Genomic DNA, 25110 nt, shown 5'->3' on the forward strand with positions numbered 1-25110 from the left:
CCACAGGCAAGCCGGTCGGAAAAACAGCAGGTTCAACGGTTTGCGTTTTGGCGCGTATCTTTGCAAACTATCTCGCCGAACAGGCCGGTAAACCAATATTTCTCACAAGGATAACTGCACATGGCAGAGAAGAGCGTATCGACGGACTCCCTGGCGATGGAGAAGAAGCAGGAGTTTAAGGGCAAGAAGTTCCGCATTGCGATGATCGGTTGCGGTGGCATCGCGCAGACCCACCTGGGCGCCTTGAAGGAAATGCCCGACGTGGAGGTCGTCGCCGGCGTCGATATCGACACCGATCGGTTGAAGGTGATGGAGGACAAGTGGGGCGTCTCCCAGAACTACACCGACTGGAAGAAGATGCTGAAGGAAGTGCGGCCCGACGCCGTCAGCATCTGCACGCCCAACGGCCTGCACAGCGCCCCCGCCATCGACGCCGCCAACGCCGGTTGTCACGTCATCGTTGAGAAGCCGATGGCGATGAAGCCCGCCGAGTGCGAGAAGATGATCGCCGCCTCGAAGAAGGCCGGCAAGAAGCTCGTGATCGGCTTCCAGTACCGCTACCACCCCAACAGTGAGTTCCTCGTGCGCGCCCGTGAGGACGGTCGTTTCGGGAACATCATGTTCGTGAAGTGCCAGGCGCTGCGCCGCCGCGGCATTCCGAACTGGGGCGTCTTCGGTCGCAAGGAGATGCAGGGTGGCGGGCCGATGATCGACATCGGCGTGCACGTGATCGAGATGGCCCACTACGTCATGGGCAGCCCCAAGCCCGTCGCCGCCATGGGCAACACCTGGACGTACATGGGCAACAAGCCCAGCAACACCGTCAGCCAGTGGCCGAACTGGGATCACAAGACCTACACGGTCGAAGACCTGGCGATCGGTCAGATCCGCTTCGAGAACGGCGCGATCCTGCACATCGAATCGATGTTCGCCGGCCACATCGAGAAGGACGTGTGGAACTTCAACCTGATCGGCGACAAGGGTGGCTGCAACTGGGACCCGGCCATGATCTTCACCGATCGCGCCGGCACCATGACCAACGAGGTGCCCGCGTTCCTGCCCAACCAAACCGGCTTCAGCTACCTGTTCGGCCGCAAGCTGCGCAACTTCGTCGACGGCTGCACGAAGGGCACCCCCCTGACGGCCCCCGGTGAAGCCGGCCTGGCCATCCAGAAGATCCTCGACGGCGTCTACCGCTCCGCCGAATCGGGTGGCCGCGAGGTCGCGATCAAGTAAGTCGTTCGCTTGACCATAAAACGCAGAACGGGCCGATCTCTCGCGAGATCGGCCCGTTCTCATTCGCCGTCTTACTAAAGTACCACTGCTCCGCTTCAAGTGTCATCCCGACGGGAGGCTTGCTGACCTGACCCATCTCCCAAGGCCGAGAAACGTCCGTCGTTCGAGATCCCTCGGGGTCGCCTTAGGCTCCCTTCGGGATGACACGTGGGAGCGAACTCCCACTGCGCCCAATTACCCCACCTGCGATACCTTGATCGGCATCCGTTCTTTCGCGCTGATCGCCGCCGCCTCGAGCACCTGCTGCGTCTTATAAGCGTCCTCAAAATCGGGCAGCGGCACGACGGGTTCCTTGCCGCCGAGGATCTGCATCATGTCGTACGTCTGGTTGACGAACGCATGCTCGTAACCACCGGGGTGGGCGGTGGGCCAGTAGGCGAAGGCGTAGGGGTGTTCGCCGGGCACGCTGGCTTGAATCTTCGTCCAGCCCTGCACCTTGCGGGGCTGGGTGGCGTCGAAGTACATGAGGTTATTGAGGTCTTCGAAGTCGAAGTAGATCGATCCGTTCTCGCCGTTCACTTCCAGGCCGTTCTTGTTCTCGCGACCGGTAGCGAAGCGGGTCGATTCGAACGATGCGACCGCCCCACCCTTGAAGCGCGCCAGGAACAGCACGGTGTCGTCGACCGTCACCTTGCCCTTCTTGCCGCTGCCGCCCTTGGCGCCGCTGGCGATGCCCGCGCCGGCGACACCGGTGGGAATGACGCGTTCCTTGATGAACGTCTCGGAGATCGCGCCGCTGACTTCCACGATTTCGTCACCCGTGACGAAGCGGGCCATATCGATGATGTGCGCGCCAAGGTCGCCATGCGACCCCGAGCCAGCGGCCTCCTTGTCAAACCGCCAGACGAGCGGGATGTCCGGCGAGCTCGCCCAGCCCTGCAGGTAGAACGCCCGCACGTGGTAGATGCGACCCAACCGCCCTTCCTTGGCCAACTGGTGTGCCAGCGCCAGCGCCGGCACCCGGCGGTAGCTGTAGCTCACGAACGTCTTGGCCTTGCGCTTCACCTTGCGGGCCGCGTCGCGCATCTCTCGCGCATCGGCCAGCGTGGCGGCGAGCGGCTTTTCGCAGAAGACGTGCTTGCCGGCCTCCAGCGCCGCCAGCGTCATGTCCTTGTGCTGATTGTTCGGCGTACCGATGTCCACCAGCTGTACGTCCGGGTTCGTGACCGCCGTCCGCCAGTCGATCGACGCCGTCTGCCAACCCCAGCGATCCTTGAACGCCTCGAGGTCCGCACGATTGCGTCCGACGACCGTATGCATCACCGGCTGCACCGGCACGTCGAAGAACTTGCCGACCTTCATGTACGCGTTGCTGTGAGCACGGCCCATGAACTTGTAGCCGATCATGCAGACGTTGAGCGATTTCGCCGCCATAGATGGGTTTCCTTTCCGATTTGAAGTGCGCGAAGTGTAGCGGCAACGTTCCGAGGTGAAAACATCAACATGAAACGACATCGGCCCCGCCCGCGTGGTGCGGGCGAGGCCGATGCTTGGTTCGCAATAGTCTCGGCCCTGCCGCTTCAGCGGCAAGGGGCAGCTTGTCGCACGCGCGTTGCGAGGCTAAACGCGACGACGGCGCAGCGCCATCAATCCGCCCACGGCCAGCAATCCGAGGGTCGTCGGCTCCGGAACGGCGGCGATGACGCCGGGCGAACCGATCTCGCCGTCCGTGAGCGACGCGAATGCGCCGTTCACGCCGATCTCGCTCAGCGTCGAAATCAGCCCCGTCGCGCCCGCAGCGTTGTCGAACGTGACGCGGTCCGTCGAGGCGCCGAATTCAACGCTGGTGATGACCGTCCCGCTTCCATCAAAAATGTTGATGGCATCGCCACCCGTGCTCAGGCCAATGCCCGCGCCACCGTAGGCGCCTATCAGAAAGCCGGCTGGCACGTTCGAGCCGAACCAAGCATCCAGAAAGTCGGCAATCTTGGTCGGATCGTTGGTGCCGTCGGCGTTCGATTCCATGAACACCGCCGACGATCCCGCGGGCAGGCTCGTCACACCGCGAAGCGCGCGGGCCGTCAAGAAGCTGGCCGAACTGTCGTCCACGGCCCAGCCGGCGATGTCGACGGCCGACGACCCGGTGTTCGTCAGTTCGAACCAATCGGAACCGTACGAGCTTAAACCGCTGCCGGAGGGGTGAACCTCCGTTACGACGATACTCGCGTGCCCGGTCGACGTCAGGCTGACGCTCACAAGGGCCATGGCCGCAACGGCGGCAAACAGTTGTGACTTCTTCATTCTGATCCTCCCGCCCCATTCAGGGGCAATTTCGGTGACGCAGACGTTCAGGCCACATCCTCACGTGAGGCGCGCGCCCGGACTCATTCGTGCCGTGTCCGTTCGATCGATTGATTGATTGGTTAAAGCGCATCCTTCAGCGGTCGGTGCGCTCCCGTCATGCCCGCTTGCGTCGCTCAGGGCGCTGCATCGGCATCGCTGAGCGACCAGCGCAGGAAGCCCGGGCGGTTCATGGTCTCGTCGAATACCCCCGCGGTCGTCGCGTCCTTGTGGGACACGAACTGCACGTGTCCGTCGGCGAACAGCATATTCCCGCCCCGCGATTTGCGGTGGCGCGTGGTGAAGCGCTGGTAGTCGCCCTTGATGCGGTTCAGGTCACGGCTGGTGAGCCGGTCCGCGTCGCCACCCTGTGACTGGTAATAGGCATCGTCGGACGCGTTCACCTCACCGCCGCGCATGCGCTTCTCGAGCATCAGCACGAACTCCGATGCGGGCCGCAGCCGAGCCATCTTCAGGCCGGGGGTGCCGTCGGACATCTTCGAGTTAAGCACGTAGCAGATGAACGTGTCGCGCGCCTGCCCCGCACTTGAGGCGGCGGTGCGGCCGTACATCGTGAAGTAGCCGTTGTTCACGTTGGTCGCCGGGCTGCTGGTGCGGTTGACGGCGGTGCTGGCGACCGGGCAGACGAAGATGCTGTTGTCGCCGTCGAGTGGCAGTCGCGTGGTTCCCGCGATGTGATCGGCGTACATCTGGTTGTAGCTCTTGCCGTTCAGCAGAGGTGGGACGGCGTTGAACCATAGCCCGTCCGAGTCCCAGCCGCGTAGGTCTGGACCGGTGATGCGGTTGCCGTTGCTGTTGCCATCTTCTGGGCCATCGCTTGGCATCGTGCCCTTGTTGGCGTCCACGTACATCGTGAAGCCCAGGCCCCACTGGCGCAGGTTGCTGGCGCACTGCACCTCGCGTGCAGACTCACGCGCTTTCCCGAGCGACGGCAACAAAATCCCCAGTAGCAGAGCGATAATTCCAATCACTACGAGCAGTTCGACCAACGTGAAGCCACGACGATTCTTCTGCATGTCTAGTCCTTCCAGTTCAATTCGCGGGCGTCTTGCCCGCGGCGGTTAGTGCTTTACGTACTTGTTCGATGTCGGCGCCCGCCCGCGCGTCGGCAGTGACGGTGGCGAAGTCGGCTTTGAGTTGCCGGTTGTATTCCAAGGCTCGCGCGTCGAGCGTGCGGACGAGGTCCGGTGTCAGTCGACCGGCAATCGCGGTGGCGTCAGTGGTCGTGCGGCGGTGAGCGGCGCCGGTGACAGCGCCCCAGATTTCTGCCATCTCCAGTAGTTCAGCAAGATTGCCCACGTCCTCGGTGTCCAGTTCGTCGCTCCAGGGCTCGCGCAGGCTGATCCAGTAGGATGCGCCGTTCACGTCCATCGTGCCGCACACCCACGGTTGCGTGTCCAGCGCCGCCTGCATGTTCGCCACGCATCGCTGGGCTGGCGTGCGCTCGTCCAGTGGAACGACGCCTGCCCGCTCGGCGGCGCTGGGGATCTGTTGCTTCAGGTAGACGACGGCGTCGCCATCGATGCCGGTCAGCGGATTGGCCAGCAACACGTAACACTTTCGCAACCCTTGGCTACCGGACGACCCCACGCGCGACCGCAGCACGACGCCCTTCATTGCCGCGCGCACTTCTTCCGTCCCGCGAAGGCGGAACTGCGCCTTCAGGTCCGGCGATTCGTCGATGGCCGCTGCAAGCGCCGCGGCGATCGCGTCGGCCTGCTCGCTGGCGTCCTGCAACACCTCTTTGACCTTGCTCGACTTGCTCGTGATGGTTGCGTGGAACCGGTTCGTGTCATCCAGCAGTTCCTTCCGTGCGCCGTCGAATGGCTTTCGTTCCTTCGCCAGCATCTTGCGGACCTGTACGTTCCCCGCGAGATCGGCCGCCGCCGACTTAGCTTCAGACGTTAATGCCTCTCGATAGCGGCCGAGCATCGCCTCGGTCACCTTGGCGCGGTCGGCGGCCGCCAGCGTCATGCCGTTCGTTTCCGCGACAAGGTTCAGGCTGATCAGCCCGTGCAGCAGTTCCAATTGAAACGGCAGGCGGGCGCTGTCGTCGAAATCCACCCAACCGAACGCCAGCTTGCCCGGTTCCACGGCGTAGGTTCCGATGTTGCCCGGGTGCAGGTCGCCGTGACAGATGACGTACGCGGCATCGTCGGCCAGCCAGTCGGTGGTGTGCTGTTTGGCCCAGCGGTAGTAGAGGTCCTTCGTCCCCCGCCAGAACTTGTACTTCGACTCGGTGATCGCGGCGACCTTCATCGGGAAGCCGTACGGATCGCCCGCCTGCACGTACGGCGACCATGCGTCGCGCAGCACGGCGTACGGATCGCTCTGCTGCTGGCCCAAGGCAACCGCCGACGACCCACCGATCGCCGCGCCTAGCACGACGCTCATGGCGACGTGGCGAATGCATCTAAACAGCCGATGGCGAGCGATAGGGAGGGACATGTCCATTTCAGAGCATCTTCTGCAAGGTTGGCGACTTTCTATCACCGCCATCCACGGTTGGGGGTTATCACCGCGGTGGCGCTGGGTCGTTTCAGCAACGCGCATGCGTTGCGCTAATTGTCGAGGCTGCTGCAAAGGTGACGCTGCCACGCGCTCGGCGGTATGATCGATCTTGTATGCGATACGCCCGCCCTGCCCACCGCCGCTGCCTTGTCCTGCTGATGGTCGCCGTCACGATCGGTGGTGGCATCGCCACGGCCAGGTCGCAGGACGGCACGATCAACCTGCGTCGAACGGTCGCCGTGGACGTGGTCGACAAGACGAAGGACGCCGTCGTCAACATCGCGGCGCGGCGGTTCGTGAACCAGCGGGTGAACGCGCTGGGGGGCAACCCGATGTTCGACACGCGCGAGGTCGTGAAGGTGCCGTCCAACTCACTGGGCAGCGGGATCATCGTGCATGCCGACGGCTACGTGGTGACGAACAACCACGTCGTTGACCGCGCGCGGCAGGTCATCGTCGAGATGAACGACGGTCGAAAGCTGCCGGCCACCCTTATCAGCGCCGATGCCGGCGCCGACCTGGCGATCCTGAAGATCACCACCGACCAACCGCTGCCCGCCATCCCGCTCGGCGATTCGTCCGACCTGATGATCGGCGAGCCGGTGATCGCCGTCGGCAACGCGCTGGGGTTCAGCCACACCGTCAGCACGGGCATCGTGTCGGCCATGCATCGCGATCTGCGCGAGAACAACGGCACGGTCCTGCTGACCGACCTGATTCAGACCGACGCCGCGATCAACCCCGGCAATTCCGGCGGGCCATTGCTGAACGCGTACGGGCAGGTCATCGGCATCAACACCGCCATTCGCGGCGACGCGCAGAACATCGGGTTCGCGGTGCCGGTGAACAAGCTGCGCGAGCTGATTCCCGAGCTGATGAGCCCCGCGGTGGTGTCGAAGATGAACATCCCGATCAAGCTCGGCGAACGCCGCACGCTGACGCCCCCCGCAACGGTCACCACTGAGGTAATCGCCGACGATGGCGCGCCGATCACGGCGATCAACGGCAGCGAGGTGAAGGACATCGTCGACGCTTACGTGCAGTTGTTGAAGGTCGGCCGAGACGTGAAGGAAGTCACGCTGCGGATGGCCTCGGGCCAGCAGCGGCGGATCGAGATCAGCCCGGTGCCGTTGCCCGACGCGCTCGTGCGCGCACGGGAAACGCTGGGGGTAACGATCGAGCCGCTCACGCCGATGCTGGCGAACCGCTATCGACTGCAGACGGAGGAAGGCCTGATCGTGACCGCCGTCGAACCCGCCACCGCCGCAGCGAACGCCGGCCTGCAACCGGGCGACGTGATCGTGCAGATGGGCCGTTACCGCGTGTCGACGCTGGAGGACTTCTCGGCCTTGCTGCAACATTTGCCGGCATCCGGGCGAGTGCGCGTCGGCGTGGTGCGCGGCGACCGGTTCGGCGTGGCGGTGATCGAGTTTTAGGTTCGGAACGGTCGGAGAGATCGAGCGTCTACGAAAAAGTCTGTCATCCCGAGGGGAGCGGAAGCGACCTGAGGGATCTCCCACTGGCATGGATCGCTCGTCATTCGCGATCCCTCAGGTCGCTACCGCTCCCCTCGGGATGACAACTATCACAAAGGGGCACGCGAGGATGATCGGTCAGACAGTACCTAGATTCGAAAAATGGCGTGCCACCGCTAACGCTCGAATTATGCGAATCCTGATCGCCCCGGACAAGTTCAAAGGCTCGCTGAGCGCGGTCGAGGTGGCCGACGCCATCGCACGTGGCGTTGGCCGCGCTGTTGCGAGCGCCACCGTCGACCGCTGCCCAATTGCCGACGGGGGCGAGGGAACGGTTGCCGCCTTGGTGTCGGCGATGGGTGGGCGGCTCATCTCGGAGCGCGTCACCGGGCCGTTGCCGGAGATGAAGGTCGACGCCGTCTTCGGGCTGCTGCCAAACGACGTCGCCGTCGTCGAAATGGCGGCCGCCAGTGGGCTGGCGCTGCTGCCGCCAAGCGATCGTGATCCGATGGCCACCACGACCTTCGGCACGGGCGAACTGCTGGCGGCGGCGGCTCGACGCGGGGCGAAGAAGGTCATCCTGGGCATTGGTGGCAGCGCGACGATCGACGCCGGCATTGGCTGCGCACAGGCCGCGGGGCTCACCGTGCTGCTGGCCGACGGTGAACCGGTGCACGACACCGAACCGCTCTGTGGTCGTGATTTGGAGCGCGTTGTTTTAATCAAGCACGGGCGCGGCGGCGCGGTGGATCGGTTGACGATCGAGGTCGCCTGTGACGTCACCAATCCCCTGCTAGGACCCGATGGCGCCGCGGCGGTCTACGGTCCGCAGAAGGGCGCGTCAGCCACGGACGTGCAGTGGTTTGACGAGAAGCTTCGGCAGTTGGCGACACGCACGGGCAAGCTGGACATCGCCGGCCGTCCGGGCGCCGGCGCCGCGGGCGGGCTTGGGTTCGCAATGATGGCATACTTCAACGCGAGTCTACGCCCGGGCATCGAACTGGTGCTGGAGGCATGCCGATTTCACGGACGGCTAGCAGGTGTCGATCTCTGCATCACCGGTGAGGGCGGGCTTGATGGACAAACCGCCAGCGGGAAAGCCGTGCATGGCGTGGCGGCGGCGTGTAAGACCGCGGGGGTGCCGTGCATCGCGATCGCGGGAAGTCTGGGCGAAGGACACGAGCGGTTGCGCGACGTGGGCATCACGCGCATCATTTCGCTTGTTGATGAGAGCACCGATGTCGCCACCGCGATGCGCGATGCCGCGGCGTTGGTCGAACGGCGGGCCGAGACCGCGGTGGCGGCGTTCGTCGGTGATCGATCAAGGGGATCGAAATGAAGGGCAGCGCCGCGGTCGCGAGCGATTCCGTTCCGGTCCCTCTCCCGGTACTCCGGGAGAGGTTAGGTGAGGGTGATTCGAACTGCTGGCGATCAGTGCAGATCAAATTCACCCCCACCCAGCCTCCCCCGGCGTACCGGGAGAGGGGCAGGAGGCTGTTTTTCCTCTCCCTTATCGTCCTGCTTCTCGGCGTAGTTGGCTGTGGCGCGAAGGCGCAGCCGTTGCCGCGGGATGATGCGCAGGTCTACCTGCTGCGTGGGTATCGCGATTGGTACTCCACCGGCATCAACGACCTCGGCCGTCAGTTGCAGCACCGTGGCATCGATTCCGTCGTGCTGCCGCAGAAGAATAGTGGCGAGCTAGGCGAGGCACTATTGGGCCGCGACGGGTCGCAGCCGCTGGTGCTAGTCGGCTTCTCATACGGCGCCGACGACGTCATTCGCATTGCCCGCCGAATGGCCAAGGTGGGCAAGCCGGTGGATCTGTTGATTACCATCGACCCCGTCACCCCACCCCGCTTGCCGGCGAACGTCAGGGCTTGTGTGAACTATTACCAGTCCAACGGCGTCGCCGACGCGTTGCCGTGGTTACGCGGCGTGCGGCTGTCAGCCGATCGCGGTGCCGTTGCGCCGATCAACCACAACCTGCGCAACGACCGCAAGGACCTGCTGCAGCCCGACACCAGCCACGCCACCATCGCCGGTCATGCGAAGTTGCACGATGAGATCGTACAGCGGGTGGTTGGCGTGGTCGCGCCGGTGAGTACACTGTCCGGCTCGAAACCATGACCCCGACCTCCATCCCCATCCTCATCATCGCGCTGACCATCGGTGGCTATTGGCTGCGCGTCGTCAGCATGGCCCGCAAGCAGAAGCGCCGTAGCGGACGGGCCGCCAATTTTATTCCCGCCGAGCAGACGGGGCGGTGGAACCGGTTCCTCTGGATTCCTGCCGTCGTCGTCTGGGTCGTCCACCCGTTCTACTCGGCCTTCATCGCGAGCCCGACCGGGCCACTGGCGCCACTGGCCCGCGTGCCCAACGGCATGAAATGGGTGCTGGCGGGCGTCGTCGTTTGTTGTGCGGCACTCACGACGATCTGCTGGAAGCGGATGGGCAAATCGTGGCGAATGGGAATCGACCCTACCGAGAAGACCAACCTGATCGTCAGTGGGCCATATGCCTACGTGCGGCACCCGATTTACGCGCTGTCATTGGCGATGATGGCTGCGACAATGCTGGCCGTTCCGTCGCCGGTGATGCTGCTGGCGGGCCTCCTTCACCTGGCGCTGCTCGTGTGGGAAGCGCGCCGCGAGGAAAGCCATCTGGTGGCGCTTCACGGCGAGACGTACCGCCGGTATTGTTCGCGCGTGGGACGGTTCGTCCCACTGCCGAACCGGCGATACGTGCCGGTCAGCTAACGCCCGCGATGCCGCAAGGAGACGCCATTCATCCCGCCCCGCCAAGTCGACTCGCGCCACTGAATATATTTCAGTATCTCGCTCGGCAGTGGGACAACATCCACCCGTACAACGCCGCGCAAACGCTTGAGATCAACGGCGTCCCCGACCTGAACCAGATCAACGACGCTTGGACCGACACGCTCGCCGCCATCGGCCTCGGCCGCGTGCGGCTGACGTCGTGTGGTCATTTCGGCTTTGAAGTCTTGAACGGCGAGATGCGCGATTACCCCGTCCGCCGGGTGCCCGCGGCCACATCGCTCACGGAGTTTTTGACCGCCGAGATCAACCGCCCGTTCGCCGACCCCGGTGAACCGCCCTTCCGCGCGTTCGTGCGGCAAGGGGAAGGCTCGTACCACCTGGGCGTGGTCTACCAGCATTGGACGGCCGACAGCGTTTCGGTGCAGGGCATCCTGCGGGAACTGTTCTACCGGCTGTACGACCCGTCGCGCGTCCGCCAGTCACCCCAGCGCATTCAGGACACCGGCTATTGGGGCATGTACGGCCCACGGCATGGCCGGTGGAAGCTGGACGAGAACCTCTTCGGCCTGGCGCGGCGCTACTTCCGCTATCGCCGGGTGCGCAAGGTGCAGAGCGCCGGTTTAACCGACCCCGCGGTGCGCATCCACATGCAAACCGCGCCCGCAGACCTCATCGACGGCCTGCGCGCCGCCGGTAGCGCCGCGGGCGTAAAGGTGCACGACATCATCGTCGCCGCGCTCGCCGAGGCGTGCGCCCAGCACGTGCCAACGCAGTTCCGAAAGCGCCGGCGCGACCTGGCCGTCGGTTCGATCATCGACCTTCGCCCGCTGTCGCGCACCGATCTGACCGACGTGTTCGGCCTCTACCTCGGCTTCACCGGCATCATCGTCCATGAGGGCGACCTCGCCTATTGGCCCCGGCTGTTGAAGTCCGTCGCCACGCAGAACCGGCATCACAAGAACCTGGGCATTCCGCAGACCAGTCTCGCCTGGATGCTGGCCGCCCGACTGATCGGGCAGTTCGTGCCGCGCGAACGGCTGTGGCATTTCTATCGCAAGGAGATGCCGCTGTCGGGTGGTTTGTCGAACATGAACCTGTCGAAGAGCTGGGCGACTGCCTATGCGCCCAACCTCATCCGCGACTACATCCGCGTCTCCCCCACCGGCCCGCTCGCGCCGCTGGCGGTTGCCACCACCACCTTCGCCGGCACGTTCCGCGCCGGCGTCACCTACCGCAGTTCGCTGATCGACGACGGCCGCGCGGGCCAGTTCCTCGAAACCTTTATTTCGCGACTGAAGTCGGTGGCGGCACCGTCCGGATCTCCCGTTTCGTCTTGAACGACGAGACCACAGGAACCGTGCGAAGTCCCCTCCGCACGTAGCATGGGCGTCTCGCCCATGCCTATCAACAGCACGGGCGATTTATTTAATAGGGACCCATCCTCCCCGCGCAACCGCCACGAATCCAATTTCCCGCTCCGGCCACAGGCATGGGCGAGACGCCCATGCTACGTGAAGGCCGCCAGCCTTGTCCGTGGAACCCGCCCGCCCATGGCCGAGCATGTCATCCCGATGGGAGCCTCAGGCGACCTGAGGGATCTCGATTGGCCGAGAATCGCTCGGGCTCCGCTCGGAATGACATATCGGACGTTCGGGTCGCCCAATCCGGTTCGTTAGTCAAAAGGACGACATCAGGGCCAGATGCCGCCGAACGTCCGGATAACCATCGCAAGTATGACTTAACGCCTTGCGGCGCCGTGGCGAGCCCTGTCCGGGTCGCCGTGCGATCTGACGCAGGCCACCCGTCCGGACCAAGCGTTGGTCCTCCCCAATTTCCCGACGTCTTCTCCATTTTCCCGAGGCCGTCCCCAATTTCCCGACGTCTTCTCCATTTTCCCGAGGCCGTCTCCAATTTCCCGGCGCCTTCTCCAATTTCGCGAAGCCGTCTCCAATTTCCCGGCGCCTTCTCCAATTTCGCGAGGCCGTCGTGAATTTCCCGACGCCTTCTCCAATTTCGCGAGGCCGTCGTGAATTTCCTGACGCCTTCTCCATTTTCGCCAGGCCCTCGGGAATTAGGAGAAGCCTTCGCCAATTTCGCCAAGCCCTCGGGAATTTGGAGACGGCCTCCCGCGACGCCGTTGCTTTCAATCTTCCGATCCGCCCCTCGCCCCACCCGTTGACAGGAACGCGACATTGGCCACACTTTCCGGTCCGATACTACTTAAGGAGCAACCGCATGGCCAAGCAATACAAGTCCGCCCCCGCGATGTCGATCGACCCGTCGAAGAAGTACGCCGCCACGATCGAGACCAGCCGCGGCACGATCAACGTCGACCTGTTCGCCAAAGAGGCGCCGATGACGGTCAACAACTTCGTCTTCCTGTCGCGCGACGGGTTTTATGACGGCCTGACCTTCCATCGCGTCATCAACGACTTCATGATCCAGGGCGGCGACCCCAACGGCACCGGCAGCGGTGGCCCGGGTTACAAGTTCGGTGACGAGGTGGGGGCCGGCAAGCCCAAGCACAAGGTCGGCAGCCTCTCGATGGCCAACGCCGGCCCCGGCACCAACGGCAGCCAGTTCTTCATCACCCACATCGCCACCGAATGGCTCGACGGCAAGCACACCGTCTTCGGCCAGGTGACCCAGGGCCAGGACATCGTGAACGCGGTGAAGCAAGGCGACACGATCAAGTCGATCACGATCAGCGAATCGTAACGACCGCAACATAGCCGCCCGCCCGATCCCGCGCCATCCGCCGCCGGGACGGGCGGGCGTTCTCGTTACCCGCTCGTCCCGCAGCGACCGAATTCCCTCTTCTGTAGGACAGGCATTCCTGCCTGTCTCTCCCCCCGTCTGCTCTCCCCCCGTATTTCTTTCTGCTCTCTTCTGTGGCACAGGCATTCTTGCCTGTGTTTCTTCTGTCTTTGGACTTTCCAGTGGGGCAGACATTCTTGTCTGCCTCGCAGCGGTAGCTGCGATTCAGAGAGGTGGCAGAGAACGCGAAGGCGCGATGGCACGAAGAAAGCCGCGAAGGAAGAGGATTTGAATCACAGAGGAGACAGAGGGGGAAGGCACAGAGCAATCAATTAAAGCGGTTCTACCTCAGGTGTAGCGTGTCATCCCGATGGGAGCGGTAGCGACCTGAGGGATCCCGAATTAGAGGCGGCTCTCGACAGTGGCGATCCCTCGGGTCGCTCCCGCTCGGGATGACAGGGTTGCGGCCAGACGCTACACCTGAAGTTGAACCGCTCTAGATCAACCCTTGGCTCCCTCCGATTGGGATTTGGTGCTTGGGATTTTGCTTGGCATTGGCGATTGGGATTTCTCCCCCTACTCCACCAACCGCTGCCCCCGCGGCAACCGCCGCCCCGGCGAACTCGGCAGATGCGCATCGCGCTTCATGCGCGCTTCCAAATCCACCCGCATCGCGCGAAACGTGCGGTCGATCAACTGCGTGATCTCCTCCGCCTTCATCCCCCCCACGTCGATCGGCGGCCCGTACAGCACGCCCACCGGATGCGACTGCGGCATCGCCTTCGATCGCGGCCACGCCTCGTACGAGCCCGCGATCATCACCGGCACGATCGGCACCTTCGCCCGCTTCACGATCAGCGCCACGCCCTTCTGGATCGGCCCGAGCTTGCCATCGAGCGTGCGGGCGCCCTCCGGGAAGACGTTGAGCAGATGCCCTTCCTGCAGCTTCCGGATCGTCTCGTCGATCGCCCCCTTGTCCCCCTTGCCCTGGCGAACCGGAAACGCGCCGAGCCTGCGGATGAGCCAACCGAAGCCGGGCACCTCGAACAGCTCCGACTTGGCCATAAAGGTCATGTTGCGCCGAACCTGCACGCCGATGAGCGCGGGGTCGAGGTAGCTCTCGTGGTTGGAGATCATCAGGGCGCCACCCTCGTCGGGCACGTGGTGGACGCCGTAGACCTTCAGGTCGAACAGGACCGTGGTGGCGATGCGGCAGACGCCCCGGCAGAACTTGTAGATGACCGGCACCATCACTTGCCCGCCCCCGCCGCTGCCATCATCTGCCGGGCGCGGTCGGCGATCTGGTCGATGACGGCCTGCTGGGTGATGGACGTCGTGTCGATCGTCTGCGCATCGACCGGGATCGCCAGCGGCCCCACGCTGCGCGACGCATCGCGGCGGTCGCGCGCCACGATGCCGTTCAAAATCTCCAGGTAATCCACGATCTCCCCGCGCGACCGCAACTGCGCCACCCGGCGGTTGGCGCGCTCTTCCGGGGTGGCGTCGAGGTAAAACTTCAGCTCCGCATGCGGGAAGACGACGCTACCCTGGTCGCGGCCCTCGGTGACGAGGTTGGCGTGCTCGCGGCCGATCTGGCGCTGCTGCTCGACGAGCATCTCCCGGATCGCCGGCACCACCGCGACGTACGAGGCCGCCCGCGTCGCCTCACCACCGCGCAACAGGTGGCCGACGGGCTCATCATTCAACGTGACGGCCGGCGGCTGAGTAGAGAAGTCAAAACGGATTCGGGCGTGCCTCGCGACGAAGGTGAGTTCGCGCGGGTCGTCCAGCGACACCTCCCGCCGCAGTGCCGCCAGGCCGATCGCGCGGTACATGGCGCCGGTATCGAGAAAATCAAAGCCAAGGTCGCGCGCGACCGCCTGCGCGACCGTCGATTTCCCCGTTCCTGCAGGCCCGTCGATTGTGATGATCATCGTTCGCGCGGCACGTTAACCCACGCCCGCCCGTGCCGCAATGCATGGCGCGAACTTCTGCGTCGGACGCTCAGGAGTCACTTGTAGACGCGCGCTCGCAGCATACCTACGCGGCTCCCGAAACAGCGGCAAATCGTCATCCTGAGGTACTCCGAAGGATCTCCCCCAGTATTCGTACCCGGGACGGAAGAGATCCTTCGGAGTACCTCAGGATGGCGGCTCCTGGGGGATGCTGCGGCTGAACAACAACCCCAACCATAATCCGAACAAAATTCTTGACGTTCGCTATCCGTTAGGTAAACTACGCCCTAACAAGGATGTTCTTATGACGACCACGAAACGCATTGAGCGGCTTTGGAGCGCAAAGGACTATGCGCGACTGCTAGGCGAACTGTTGTCGGGCCGGTCGGAGGACTTGCCCCGCGCTCGCACGGACATTAATGCCAAGCTGGCTGCGACGGCGCTGGGCATCATCCGCCTGGATGAGTTCAACCAGTCGCACCTGCCGTTGTGCGGCCAACTGATTCGCATGATCCTGACGGCTCAGGAAGCCGACGGTGGATGGGCCGACCCGATGACGACCGCTCTCTGCGTGCGTGCCCTGCACTGCAGCCGTGGCAACGGCGTCGCGGGTGACCGTGGCTTGGAGGCGCTCGCCCGCCTGCAGAAATCGGACGGTAGCTTCCCCGCCGAACCGATCCGCCGCCTGCCCTCCGACGCCTTCGCCACCGCGTTCGTCGTGTACGAGGTGGGCGACATCGCCGGCCAATGGCTGGACGTGCCGCGCGCCATGAACTGGCTGGCGAGCGTGGAATCGTCGTTCGACGATGCGACCCGCATCATCGCCGACCGCCTGAAGCTGAAGTACGGCGCCGTGGCCGCCCAGCATGTTATGCTGCGTCAGTTGAGCGCGTAGGTGGAGGCGGTGTCGGTGACTGATTCAGCGCGAAGATCGTCATCCTGAGGTGTTCCGAAGGATCTCTTTGGTCTTACGGGGCAAACGGTCACCTTCGAAAGATGGTGTCACCTTGGGACGGCCGGATTCGTCGCCCGTAGCACTGGCGTCCCGCCCGTGGAGCCGCGGTACACCGCGGTGTCGGACGGTACGCCGTCCGAGCTAGAGAGCGCAAGCGATCTGCGCTATCGATGGTTCCAGACGATGTTTCGCTGGCGCGATTGCTGATTCGGATGGCGTACCATCCGACGCGTCGGGGTACCGACGCCATGGGCAAGATGCCCATGCCACGTGAAAAGCGGACGCCGCCGCGTTAATAGACATCCTTTGAGGTACTCCGACGGATCTCTTCCGTATCTCGTAGCACGGGCGGCCCGCCCGTGGAGCCGCGGTACGCCGCGGTGTCGGACGGTACGCCGGCTGAGCTAACGAGCGTAAGCGATCTTCTCTTCGGTCTCGCCAGCAAGTCCGTTCGCTGGCGCGATTGCCTAATCGGATGGAGTACCCTCCGATGCGTCGGCGTACCGACGCCATGGGGCGGGCCGCCCATGCTACGGGAAGACGGTCCGGACCGTTTGCTCCGACAGCGCTAAGCGGGTTGCGACAGGCGCTCGCTTGACTTGGGCCTCAGGCCCACGCCGTTTTCGCTTCAGGAAGAGAACGTCACGGGCCAGACGCCCGTGTCATATTCCGATGGGCACGGCCATTGGGTAGGCGTGTTCTCGATATTCATGGCAGCGGCCAGTGAATCGGTCCGAAATCAAACAGCACACACCAAAACGGCGAGACCGCAAGCGAAGTTGCTTGCGGTCTCGTCGTTTACGTTCATTTGGAAGTTGAAGTCCGTCCCGGCGCTTAGTTCGAAACCTTCGCCCCCGGCGGCAGCTTCAGAACGGCGCCGACCTTTAGCTTCGAGGGGTCGTTGCCGATCTTGGCCTTGTTCAGTTCGTAGATCTCGTCCATCTTCTTCGGCGTGCCGTAGAGCTTCACCGCGATGCGGTACAGGTTTTCGTCGTTCTGCACGCGGTACTCGTTCGGGCCGACGACGGTCTTTCGGTTGCTCGCGTTCCGGTTGCTGGTGACGTCGCCGGTGGTGGCGGTGTTCACGAGGCTGGCGTTGAGGTTCGGCTTGACCGTCGTGGGATCGGGCAGGTTGATCTTCATTCCTGCGCGAATCTTGGTCGGCACCAGGTCAGGGTTGGCCCGCTGGATGTGCGGGTAGAAGTGCGAGTCGCCGTACACCTCGCGGGCGATCGTGTAGTACGAGTCACCGGCCTTCACCGTGTACTCACGCGGCCCCGCCGGCGCGGCCGAACGGGTGACGGTGGGTGACGGTGGCAGCGCCATGGCGGCGGTCGCAGACGGCGTGGTAGCAGTGGCGCTCAGGGTCGGCGTCTCCTGCATGATCACCGGGCTCACCGTCGCCGCGCCCGTGTCAGGGGTGCTGGTGGATGAAACTTCGGTACCGATCGGCGTCGATTCGGCGAACATGTCGACCGGCTGCCCGGCCGGCGGTTGTTCGGTGGCAGCTTGATTGGCCGTCGTGCCGTTCGTGCGCGTCATCAGTGCCGGGGGCGCGCCGCCCTCGAGCAGCTTGGACCAGTCCGGCTCCGTCGGCGCCGCCGCGACCGCGGTTGGCACCCCGGCTGACCGGCCGTCCTCATTCTGGCCGATCACGATGCGCGTTTCGCGCACGCCGCCGGCGCGTTCCGTCGAAATGTCGATCGGAGCGGGCGGGCGTCCGTCCAGCGTTGTCACCGGTTTGGTGGCCGTCGGTGGATTGTTAATGGAGGAAACGTAGACGATGACGACGGCCAGCAATACAGCACCGCTGGCCAACCCGACCTTCACATCCTTGCGCAACATTGGCGGGACTCCTTCCCTGATCGACCCGAATGCCCTGAGCCTACAACCCGATGCATCCCCAGCCACGCTCGCACGCCTGGTGTTCCACACCATTCGCACGACGCGCGTTCGGGACGACCGCGCGCGAAGCGCGATCGTCACGAATCATTCGTACAACGCCCGCCGGGCTCCCGATGTTCGGAAAACCAGCGATGGCACCGCAGGGCGGCTTCACTATGCCCGTTGAAGCTGCCCCACTGCGGGATTGTTTCCCGCGCCGGCCGTCTCACGATCGCCACCGATCAAGAGGAACGGCGCGGCGATCGCAATGGACGAGTACGTCCCGACCAATATGCCAATCAGCAATACGAAAGTAAAGCCGTGAATCCCGGGCCCGCCGAAGATGTACATGCCCAGCAGCGTCGCGACAGTCGTGCCTACGGTCAGCAGCGTGCGCGACAGCGTCTGGTTGATCGAATTGTTCACCACGCGCCGCGACACGTGTCCCAGCTTGCCGCGGTTCTCGCGGATGCGGTCGAACACGACGATCGTGTCGATCATCGAGTAGCTCATCACCGTCAGGATGCCGGCGACCATCGTCAGGTTCATGCGGAACGGTTCGACCAGCAGCGCGCTGGCCAGCCACGGCGTCCATTGGACCATGTAGTGCGCGATGCCGACCGCGCCCACCGCCAGCAGCGTGTCGTGCGTCATCGCCAGCACCGTCGCGGTGCCGTACTTCAGGTTGCCGAAGCGCAGCCAGACGTAGACCATGATCACCAGCACCGACAGCACCAGCGCCGCCATCGCCAGTTCCTTCGTGTCGCTCGCGACGCTCGGGTCGATGCTGCGCACGCTCTGCAACGGCGCGGGCGTGTTGATCGCGTCGCCGATGAGTTTCCACATCGGCGCCGCCAGCTGCGCGGCCCACTGCTGGGCGTCCTTGTCGTACGGCACGCTGCCCGGCGCCACCAGGATGACCGCCAGGTCCGTCACGTCGTTGGGGCCGGCCGGTGATTCGACGACGAAGTCGATGTGGCTCGGCACCGGCGTGCCCGCCTGCGGTTGCAGTTGCTGCCGGCGGATGCGGTCGGCGATCTCGGTCGGCGTGCGACGGGGGTTCAGGTCCTTCAGCACGATCGCCGCCCCATTACGGTAGTCGGCCAACTGCGCCGGCGTGAAGCCCTGCACGGTGATCGGCTCGTCACCGATCGGCAGGATCACGTTGTTCAGCGCGGCGTCGAACGTGTCGTCGAAGCCCGCGTACTCCGATGGCGTCTCCACGTCCAGCAGCGACTCGTTCGCGTCGCCGTCGGCCATGGCGGCCAGGATCGCGTGCGTGACCAGCGTCGAGTTCTCCTCGGGCGTCACCACCTCGTACGTCGTGCCCTCGGTCCCCACGGCCACCACGCTTGGCGACGGCAGGTTGGTCGCAGCGATCCGCTCGCGCACGCGCTCGATGTTCATCTCGCGCTTCAGCTCGAACTGCACGCTGGTGCCCTTGGTGAACTCGACGTCCAGCAGTTGCCCCTGGTACAGCTTCACCATAAAGCCGGTCACGCCCAGCACGATGAACAGCGCGCTGAACGCCATGAACATCCACGCCTTGCTCATCCAGTCGATGTCCGGCTTCAGCGCACGATCCCACCACGGCACCGACAACGGCACGCTGCCGAACTTCGTCACGCCGAACTTGTCGACCAACAGCTCGAGCACGGTGCGCGTCACGTAAAGCGAGGTGAACAGGCTCCAGATCAAACCGATCAACAGCGTAACGCCGAAGCCCTTTACTTCTTCCGTGCCCAGCCACACCAGCACCGCAGCCGTGATGAGCGTGGTCGCGTTGCTGTCGATGATGGCGCTGGCGGCGCGGTCGTAGGCGTTGCGCAGCGCCGCCTTGATGCCGATGCCGCGCTGCTGCTCTTCGCGCAGGCGCTCGAAGATCAGCACGTTGGCGTCGACCGCGGCGCCGATCGTCAGCACGATGCCGGCGATGCCGGGCAGCGTGAAGGTCGCGTCGAGCGCGGCCATGGTGGCCAGGATCAGGAAGACGTTCAGCAGCACCGCGATCGCCGCCACGAGGCCGGCGAGGTAGTAGTAGCCGCATAGGAACAGGCCCACGACGAACAAACCGACCACGCACGCCGCCAGGCCACGCTTCAGGTTGTCGGCGCCCAACTGCGGGCCGACGGTCTGCTCGCGGATCGGTTCGTCGGCGAGCGTCGCGGGAAGCGAACCGGCGTTCAGCGTGTTCAGCAGGTACGCGAACTCGGCGTTCGTGTAACCGTCGCCACGCGTGATGATGCCGTTGCGCGTGATCTGGCTGTTAATGTTGGCGGCGCTGATGATCTTCTGGTCCAGCGTCACCGCCAGTGGACGGCGCAAATTGCCACCGGTCAGCTGGCCAAACAGCGTCGCGCCCATCGGGTCGAACTGGAAACCAACCGCCCGGCCACCGTTCGGGTCGTTCTCGGGGGTCGCCTTTTCCAAGCTCCAGAGGCGCTGGCCAGGCGGGTTGACCATCGATCGCTCGGGCGTGATCCACGCCAGCGCGTACCACTTGCCGCCGTACTCGAACTTGGGATAGCCCTCGAAGTCGTCGGGCTGGTCGATCTCGAACCAGCGCATCGTGTCGCCGGCCTGCACGTCCGGCCCCTGCGTCTGAAGACGTTGCACCATGGTGCCAAAGCCCGGTTCGTTCTCGTCGGCCAGGATGTAGAACGCGAGCATGCCCGAACCGCGCAACAGGCGTTTTAGCGACGCCGCATCGTCGATCGTGTCCTTCACCTTCGCGAACGCGTCATACGCCGCCACGAACTCGTCGACCGTCGCCAGCCGGTTCGCGGGCATGCCGACCTTCAGCGCGGCGAGCTGCGTCTCACGTTCAGCGGCCGGCAGGGAGAGGATCGTCTCCAACCGAGCCACGCCGACGTTGGTCGCGTCGATCTGCCCCTTCAGGTTGTCATACTCGATGGCGGCAACGGCCTCGGCGTCGGCGTCGCGGCGCTCGCGGGCGGCCTGCAGCGCGTCGTAGGCGGCCACGAGCCTGGCGAACAGGTCCTGCCTCGCCGGGTTGTTCGCGGCCAGCTCGTTCAGGCGCGGCGCGCGCTCGTCACCCTTAAGTTGCTCGATCACGCGCACCACTTCCGCCTGACGGACGGTGTCAGCTTCCAACTTCTGCTGGGCGGCGATGTAGGCGTCGCGCAGCTTGCGCGCATCGGCATTATCGGTGCTGCGCGGCAGCTGGATCTCCAACTGCGTGTTGCCCTGTGGGCGCCATACGATGTTGCGAACGCCCTCCGGGTCCACGCGCTTCTTCAGCGCCGACGCGACCGACTCGGCCAGCGTCACCTCGCCCTGATATCCCCCCTCGGGCTGCTTGATCTCGTAGGTGAGGCTGGTGCCGCCCACCATGTCGATGCCCGGCTTCAGGTTGATCTTTTCGCCCAACGGCACGTCCGACCGCAGCAACGCCGCGGGGTTCGGGAAGATCATGATCAGCGCGACCACCAGCACGATGGCGATCAGCGTCAGGCGACCGGAATGGTTGTATGTCATGGGATGTGAAGCCTGAAGGCTGAAGTCTGACGGCTGAAGTGACGAGGGACAAGCGTGCCCTGCCTACTTCAGACTTCAGCCTTCATCCTTCGGGCTTTCCTTTACTTACTTGGCGTCGGACTTGTCATCGAGCACGCGATGGATCGCGTTGCGGGTGAAGCGCATCTTCGTGTTGCTGGTCTCGTCGACCTTCAGCAGCACCTCGTCGTCGCGCGCTTCCACGACGGTGGCGATAATGCCGCCGATCGTCTGCACGCGCTGCCCCTTGGTCAGTTTATTCAGCAGGTCCTTCTTCTGCTGGTCCTGCCTGCGCTTCGTGCGGAACACGAAGAAGTAGAGCACGATGATGCCCAGGATCAACGGGAACATCGAGTTGCCGAAAATCGGCACCCACCAGGGGACCGGCTGCGTGGTCGAGGGGGCGGTAGCTTGTGCGATGAAGACGAGGGCGTTCAAAAAGGTGCTCCGTGTATATCAGCGGCGGTGGCCAGTGGTTATTGGGCAGCAGGAACAGAACGCGTCACGTTCCTTCTTCACTGCCCACCAATCACTGTCCACCGCCCACTATCCATCCTGTTTCCCCGACGGGCCAAGCAGGCTCCGCGGGTCGTTTCGTTCGAAATCGTCGAATCGATCTTCCGCAATCGCCTGCCGAATGTCGGCCATCAGGCGTTGGTAGAATCGGACATTATGCACCGAGACGAGGATCGGTCCAAGCATCTCGTCGGCCGAAAAATAGTGCCGGATCGCCCCGCAGGTAAACGTCCGGCAGGCGTAGCAGTCGCAGCCCTCTTCCAACGGCCCCGTGTCGCGCGTAAACCGCGCGTTGCGCAGCCGGATAGGCCCGGCGGCGGTGAACGCGTACGCGTTGCGGCCGTTGCGGGTCGGCATCACACAATCGAACATATCGATGCCGCGGGCCACGCCCGCCACCAGATCGCGCGGGAAGCCCACGCCCATCAGGTAACGCGGCTTGTCCTTCGGCAAAATGGGCGTGGTGAACGACAGCACCGCCTTCATCGCCTCAAACCCTTCGCCCACCGCCAGCCCACCGACGGCGTAGCCCGGCAGATCGAGCTTCATCAGCTCCTGCGCACAATACGCGCGAAGGTGCTCGCTGGTTCCACCCTGCACGATGCCAAACAGGGATTGATCGTTCGGCCGCTTGTGGGCCTCAACCGACTGCTTTGCCCATCGCAGCGTCCGCTCGAGCGCCTGTTTCTGATATTCGATGGGTGCCGTTCCGGGCGGGCACTCATCGAACGCCATGATAATATCGGCCCCCAGCGCGTTCTGGACCGCCATCGACCGCTCGGGCGTCAGGTGGACCTTGGCCCCGTCGATGTGGCTGCGAAACGTCACCCCGTCGTCGGCGATCTTGTTGATGTCGGCCAGCGAGAAGACCTGAAACCCGCCGCTATCGGTCAAAATCGGCCCCGGCCACGCCATAAAGCGGTGTAAGTCGCCCAGGGCCGCGACCGTTTCCTCGCCGGGCCGCAGCATCAGGTGGTAGGTGTTGGCGAGGATAATCTGCGACCCCGTGGCGGCCACGTGATCGGGGAGCATGCCCTTGATCGTCCCCTGCGTGCCAACGGGCATGAATGCCGGCGTGTCGAAGCTGCCGTGCCGCGTGGTGACGCGCCCCAGCCGCGCGCCGGTGGCGGCGGTCTTGAACAACTCGTACTTTAAGGCGGGGTCGTCGGCCATTGGGACGGCGAATAGTAGGGACCGGCCCGACCTGCCGCAAATCAGGCCGACCCTGCCCGCCATCCCCGCCGCCGATAATCTTGCGTTTCCCACCCTTCTTCCCGACAAGGCGGACGGGCCATAAAGCGTTCCTGGCACCGCGGCGGTCAATCCCGTTGCGCCGCAACGAATGGAACGGCCCGGCCGTTCCTATTCTTGCATCCCAAAAGAAAAGGAACGGCGCGACCGTTCCTCTATTTCCGCCTAACGAGAAACGGAACGGCGCGGCCGTTCCATTTGTTTCACCTTGAATGAAGTGGAACGGCGCGGGCGTTCCTCTTCGTTTACGGCGAAAGAATGGGAACGGTGAGGCCGCTCCGCTTCGTTCGAAACACCGGGAACGGCGGGGCCGCTTCGCCGCTAACGCTCCCCCGCGCATCGGACCTCCTCGAACTTTACGCCCATGCCGTCCATCGCCAGTGCCTAGAGCGTGTTAGGCACATTCGGGGTCAGTAACGCAGGCGGGACGACGCCGGGTGCCACGGTTTGGTACGCCAAGCCGTGTCTGCGTGTACCGGCACGGCTTGGCGTACCAAACCGTGGCACCCAAGCCAGTTTCTGAGCTGGAAAGTGCATAACACGCTCTAAGGGACATCCCGCATCCCGGGAAATTCTTCGGACGCAAACGATCTCTTAGCGCGTTCGACTCGTTATCATTCGTACAACCGCCCGCCAAAGGAAACCCATCCAATGCATCGACTGACAATCGCGTTGCTGGCCGCGCTGGCCATGGCGCCGCTGACGGCCAAGGCTGAAGAGTTCACGGTCGCCTCGTACAACATCGAAAACTTCCACGCCAACTTCTCCGGTCATCGCAAGCTGCAGGCCGCGCGCAAGCAGCCGCTGGACGACCCCGCCGCCAAGCGCGAGCGCGACGAGGCGATCCGCGAAGAGACGGCCATGAACGAGGAGGACCAGTGGGAGATCGCCGAGACGATCACCGACCCGGCGTTCAATCCCGACATCCTGCTGATCCAGGAGGGCCCGCTGCAGGCCGACCTGGAGTACTTCAATCGCCGCTGGTTGAAGGAGGCCTACACGACGGTCATCCAGCTGCCGACGAACGTGAACCCCGATCGCCCGCAGACGCTGTGCATCATGATGAAGCCGGGGTTCGAGATCGTCGACCGGCGGGACCAGTACTTCAAGGAAGTGGACGTCGTTCCGAACGACCGCGATAACCGCCTGTTCGCCCGCGGGCCGTCGTTCCTGAAGGTGCGCACGCCCAGCGGGTACGAGTTCTGGATCGGCAACACGCACCAGAAGAGCAAGGGCGTTCGCCTGCCGGCCCGCGACGGCAACGCTGCGGGTGAGGGATCTGGCGCAACCGATGAGGCGTCCCCCACCGAAGCCGCTAGCACGTCGCAGCCCGAACAGGAGTCGGCCAGCGAGATGCGCACCCGCATGGAGCGCGAAGCGGCCGAGTGGCGCTTCCGCGAGGCAGCCCGCACGCACCAGATCATCAAGGAACTGGAGGCCGCCGGCCCGACCGACGTCATGCTCGTCGGCGACATGAACGACGACGTCGGCATGGACAAGACCGAGAAACTGCTCGGCCACGACGGCATGGCCGCCCTCATCGGCCCCCCCGACGCCGGCCTGATCCTGGCGACGCAGAAGTTGATCGGCGACGAGCAAATCAGCTTCGGCGGCTACTGGCGGCCGCGCTATCGCAGCCTGATCGACCACGTCGTCACGACGAAGTCAATGGGCGACCAGATCGCCGACATCAAGATCTTCACCGGCTCGCTCGCCCGAGTCGCCAGCGACCACTACCCGGTCGTGGTCAAGGTAAAGGCCGACCCCGCAACGACCCCGGCGGTGGATACGGCGATCATGCCGTAGGTGTGTGTGCCGCATAAGGACGGACGGCAGCTCAGTCTCAACCCTCGCTTTTGTCAGCGTTCTGTGGTGGCGACGCCTGCGTCGCGGTCGGGGTACAGCCCCGAATCCCG

Annotated in this window: 19 protein-coding genes; 9 read left to right on the top strand and 10 right to left on the bottom strand. The window is 64.2% G+C overall.

Going from position 1 to position 25110, the window contains the following annotated elements; all coding sequences use genetic code 11:
* Positions 1-120: 120 nt before the first annotated feature.
* The gene (locus tag VGN72_21120; GenBank protein HEV7301851.1) at positions 121-1236 is read left to right on the top strand and encodes a Gfo/Idh/MocA family oxidoreductase; all 1116 of its coding nucleotides are present in this window, start codon (positions 121-123) and stop codon (positions 1234-1236) included.
* Between the two features lie 234 nt (positions 1237-1470).
* Here the strand turns inward: VGN72_21120 and VGN72_21125 are convergent, their stop codons facing one another.
* From VGN72_21125 to VGN72_21140, 4 genes are all read right to left on the bottom strand, one after another.
* The gene (locus tag VGN72_21125; protein HEV7301852.1) at positions 1471-2670 is read right to left on the bottom strand and encodes a Gfo/Idh/MocA family oxidoreductase; all 1200 of its coding nucleotides are present in this window, start codon (positions 2668-2670) and stop codon (positions 1471-1473) included.
* A gap of 186 nt (positions 2671-2856) precedes the next feature.
* A complete protein-coding gene (locus VGN72_21130; protein HEV7301853.1) occupies positions 2857-3537 on the bottom strand; it encodes a lamin tail domain-containing protein in 681 nt (226 codons plus the stop codon).
* A 176-nt stretch (positions 3538-3713) separates the two neighbouring features.
* Positions 3714-4613, bottom strand: coding sequence for a DUF1559 domain-containing protein (locus tag VGN72_21135; GenBank protein HEV7301854.1), 900 nt, complete (start codon positions 4611-4613; stop codon positions 3714-3716).
* 16 nt (positions 4614-4629) lie between these two features.
* Positions 4630-5991 carry a DUF2252 family protein gene (locus VGN72_21140; protein ID HEV7301855.1) on the bottom strand — a complete coding sequence of 454 codons (1362 nt, stop codon included), beginning with the start codon at positions 5989-5991 and terminating at the stop codon, positions 4630-4632.
* 230 nt (positions 5992-6221) lie between these two features.
* Between VGN72_21140 and VGN72_21145 the strand changes: the two genes are divergently transcribed.
* From VGN72_21145 to VGN72_21170, 6 genes are all read left to right on the top strand, one after another.
* A complete protein-coding gene (locus VGN72_21145) occupies positions 6222-7544 on the top strand; it encodes a trypsin-like peptidase domain-containing protein (GenBank protein ID HEV7301856.1) in 1323 nt (440 codons plus the stop codon).
* Between the two features lie 229 nt (positions 7545-7773).
* Entirely contained in the window at positions 7774-8922 is a 1149-nt protein-coding gene (locus tag VGN72_21150) for a glycerate kinase (protein HEV7301857.1), read from the top strand.
* Positions 8923-9143: 221 nt separating this feature from the next.
* The gene (locus VGN72_21155; GenBank protein ID HEV7301858.1) at positions 9144-9710 is read left to right on the top strand and encodes a hypothetical protein; all 567 of its coding nucleotides are present in this window, start codon (positions 9144-9146) and stop codon (positions 9708-9710) included.
* On the top strand, positions 9707-10339 hold the full coding sequence (locus VGN72_21160) for an isoprenylcysteine carboxylmethyltransferase family protein (protein ID HEV7301859.1): 633 nt from the start codon (positions 9707-9709) through the stop codon (positions 10337-10339). The genes VGN72_21155 and VGN72_21160 overlap by 4 nt, the downstream gene beginning before the upstream one ends.
* Before the next feature lie 8 nt (positions 10340-10347).
* Positions 10348-11697 carry a hypothetical protein gene (locus VGN72_21165; GenBank protein ID HEV7301860.1) on the top strand — a complete coding sequence of 450 codons (1350 nt, stop codon included), beginning with the start codon at positions 10348-10350 and terminating at the stop codon, positions 11695-11697.
* An 898-nt stretch (positions 11698-12595) separates the two neighbouring features.
* Positions 12596-13078, top strand: a complete 483-nt coding sequence (locus VGN72_21170) for a peptidylprolyl isomerase (GenBank protein ID HEV7301861.1) — start codon at positions 12596-12598, stop codon at positions 13076-13078.
* Between the two features lie 615 nt (positions 13079-13693).
* Here VGN72_21170 and VGN72_21175 read toward each other — a convergent pair.
* Together VGN72_21175 and cmk are read right to left on the bottom strand one after the other, a co-directional pair.
* Positions 13694-14368: a lysophospholipid acyltransferase family protein gene (locus VGN72_21175; GenBank protein HEV7301862.1), complete on the bottom strand. Its 675-nt coding sequence runs from the start codon at positions 14366-14368 to the stop codon at positions 13694-13696.
* The gene (gene cmk / locus VGN72_21180; protein HEV7301863.1) at positions 14368-15051 is read right to left on the bottom strand and encodes a (d)CMP kinase; all 684 of its coding nucleotides are present in this window, start codon (positions 15049-15051) and stop codon (positions 14368-14370) included. Before cmk ends, VGN72_21175 begins: the two co-directional genes overlap by 1 nt.
* A 325-nt stretch (positions 15052-15376) precedes the next feature.
* Between cmk and VGN72_21185 the strand changes: the two genes are divergently transcribed.
* Entirely contained in the window at positions 15377-15967 is a 591-nt protein-coding gene (locus VGN72_21185; GenBank protein HEV7301864.1) for a hypothetical protein, read from the top strand.
* A gap of 894 nt (positions 15968-16861) precedes the next feature.
* On the opposite strand, the gene VGN72_21190 is transcribed toward VGN72_21185, so the two are convergent.
* From VGN72_21190 to tgt, 4 genes are all read right to left on the bottom strand, one after another.
* Entirely contained in the window at positions 16862-17872 is a 1011-nt protein-coding gene (locus VGN72_21190) for a LysM peptidoglycan-binding domain-containing protein (GenBank protein HEV7301865.1), read from the bottom strand.
* 213 nt (positions 17873-18085) lie between these two features.
* Positions 18086-21409, bottom strand: coding sequence for a protein translocase subunit SecD (gene secD / locus VGN72_21195; protein HEV7301866.1), 3324 nt, complete (start codon positions 21407-21409; stop codon positions 18086-18088).
* Positions 21410-21514: 105 nt separating this feature from the next.
* The gene (yajC, locus tag VGN72_21200) at positions 21515-21865 is read right to left on the bottom strand and encodes a preprotein translocase subunit YajC (protein ID HEV7301867.1); all 351 of its coding nucleotides are present in this window, start codon (positions 21863-21865) and stop codon (positions 21515-21517) included.
* 108 nt (positions 21866-21973) lie between these two features.
* The gene (gene tgt, locus VGN72_21205; GenBank protein HEV7301868.1) at positions 21974-23116 is read right to left on the bottom strand and encodes a tRNA guanosine(34) transglycosylase Tgt; all 1143 of its coding nucleotides are present in this window, start codon (positions 23114-23116) and stop codon (positions 21974-21976) included.
* Positions 23117-23845: 729 nt separating this feature from the next.
* On the opposite strand from tgt, the gene VGN72_21210 reads away from it, so the two are divergent.
* Positions 23846-25000: an endonuclease/exonuclease/phosphatase family protein gene (locus VGN72_21210; protein ID HEV7301869.1), complete on the top strand. Its 1155-nt coding sequence runs from the start codon at positions 23846-23848 to the stop codon at positions 24998-25000.
* Positions 25001-25110: the final 110 nt, after the last annotated feature.

The sequence above is a fragment of the Tepidisphaeraceae bacterium genome (assembly GCA_035998445.1).
In the GTDB taxonomy this organism is placed as follows: domain Bacteria; phylum Planctomycetota; class Phycisphaerae; order Tepidisphaerales; family Tepidisphaeraceae; genus DASYHQ01.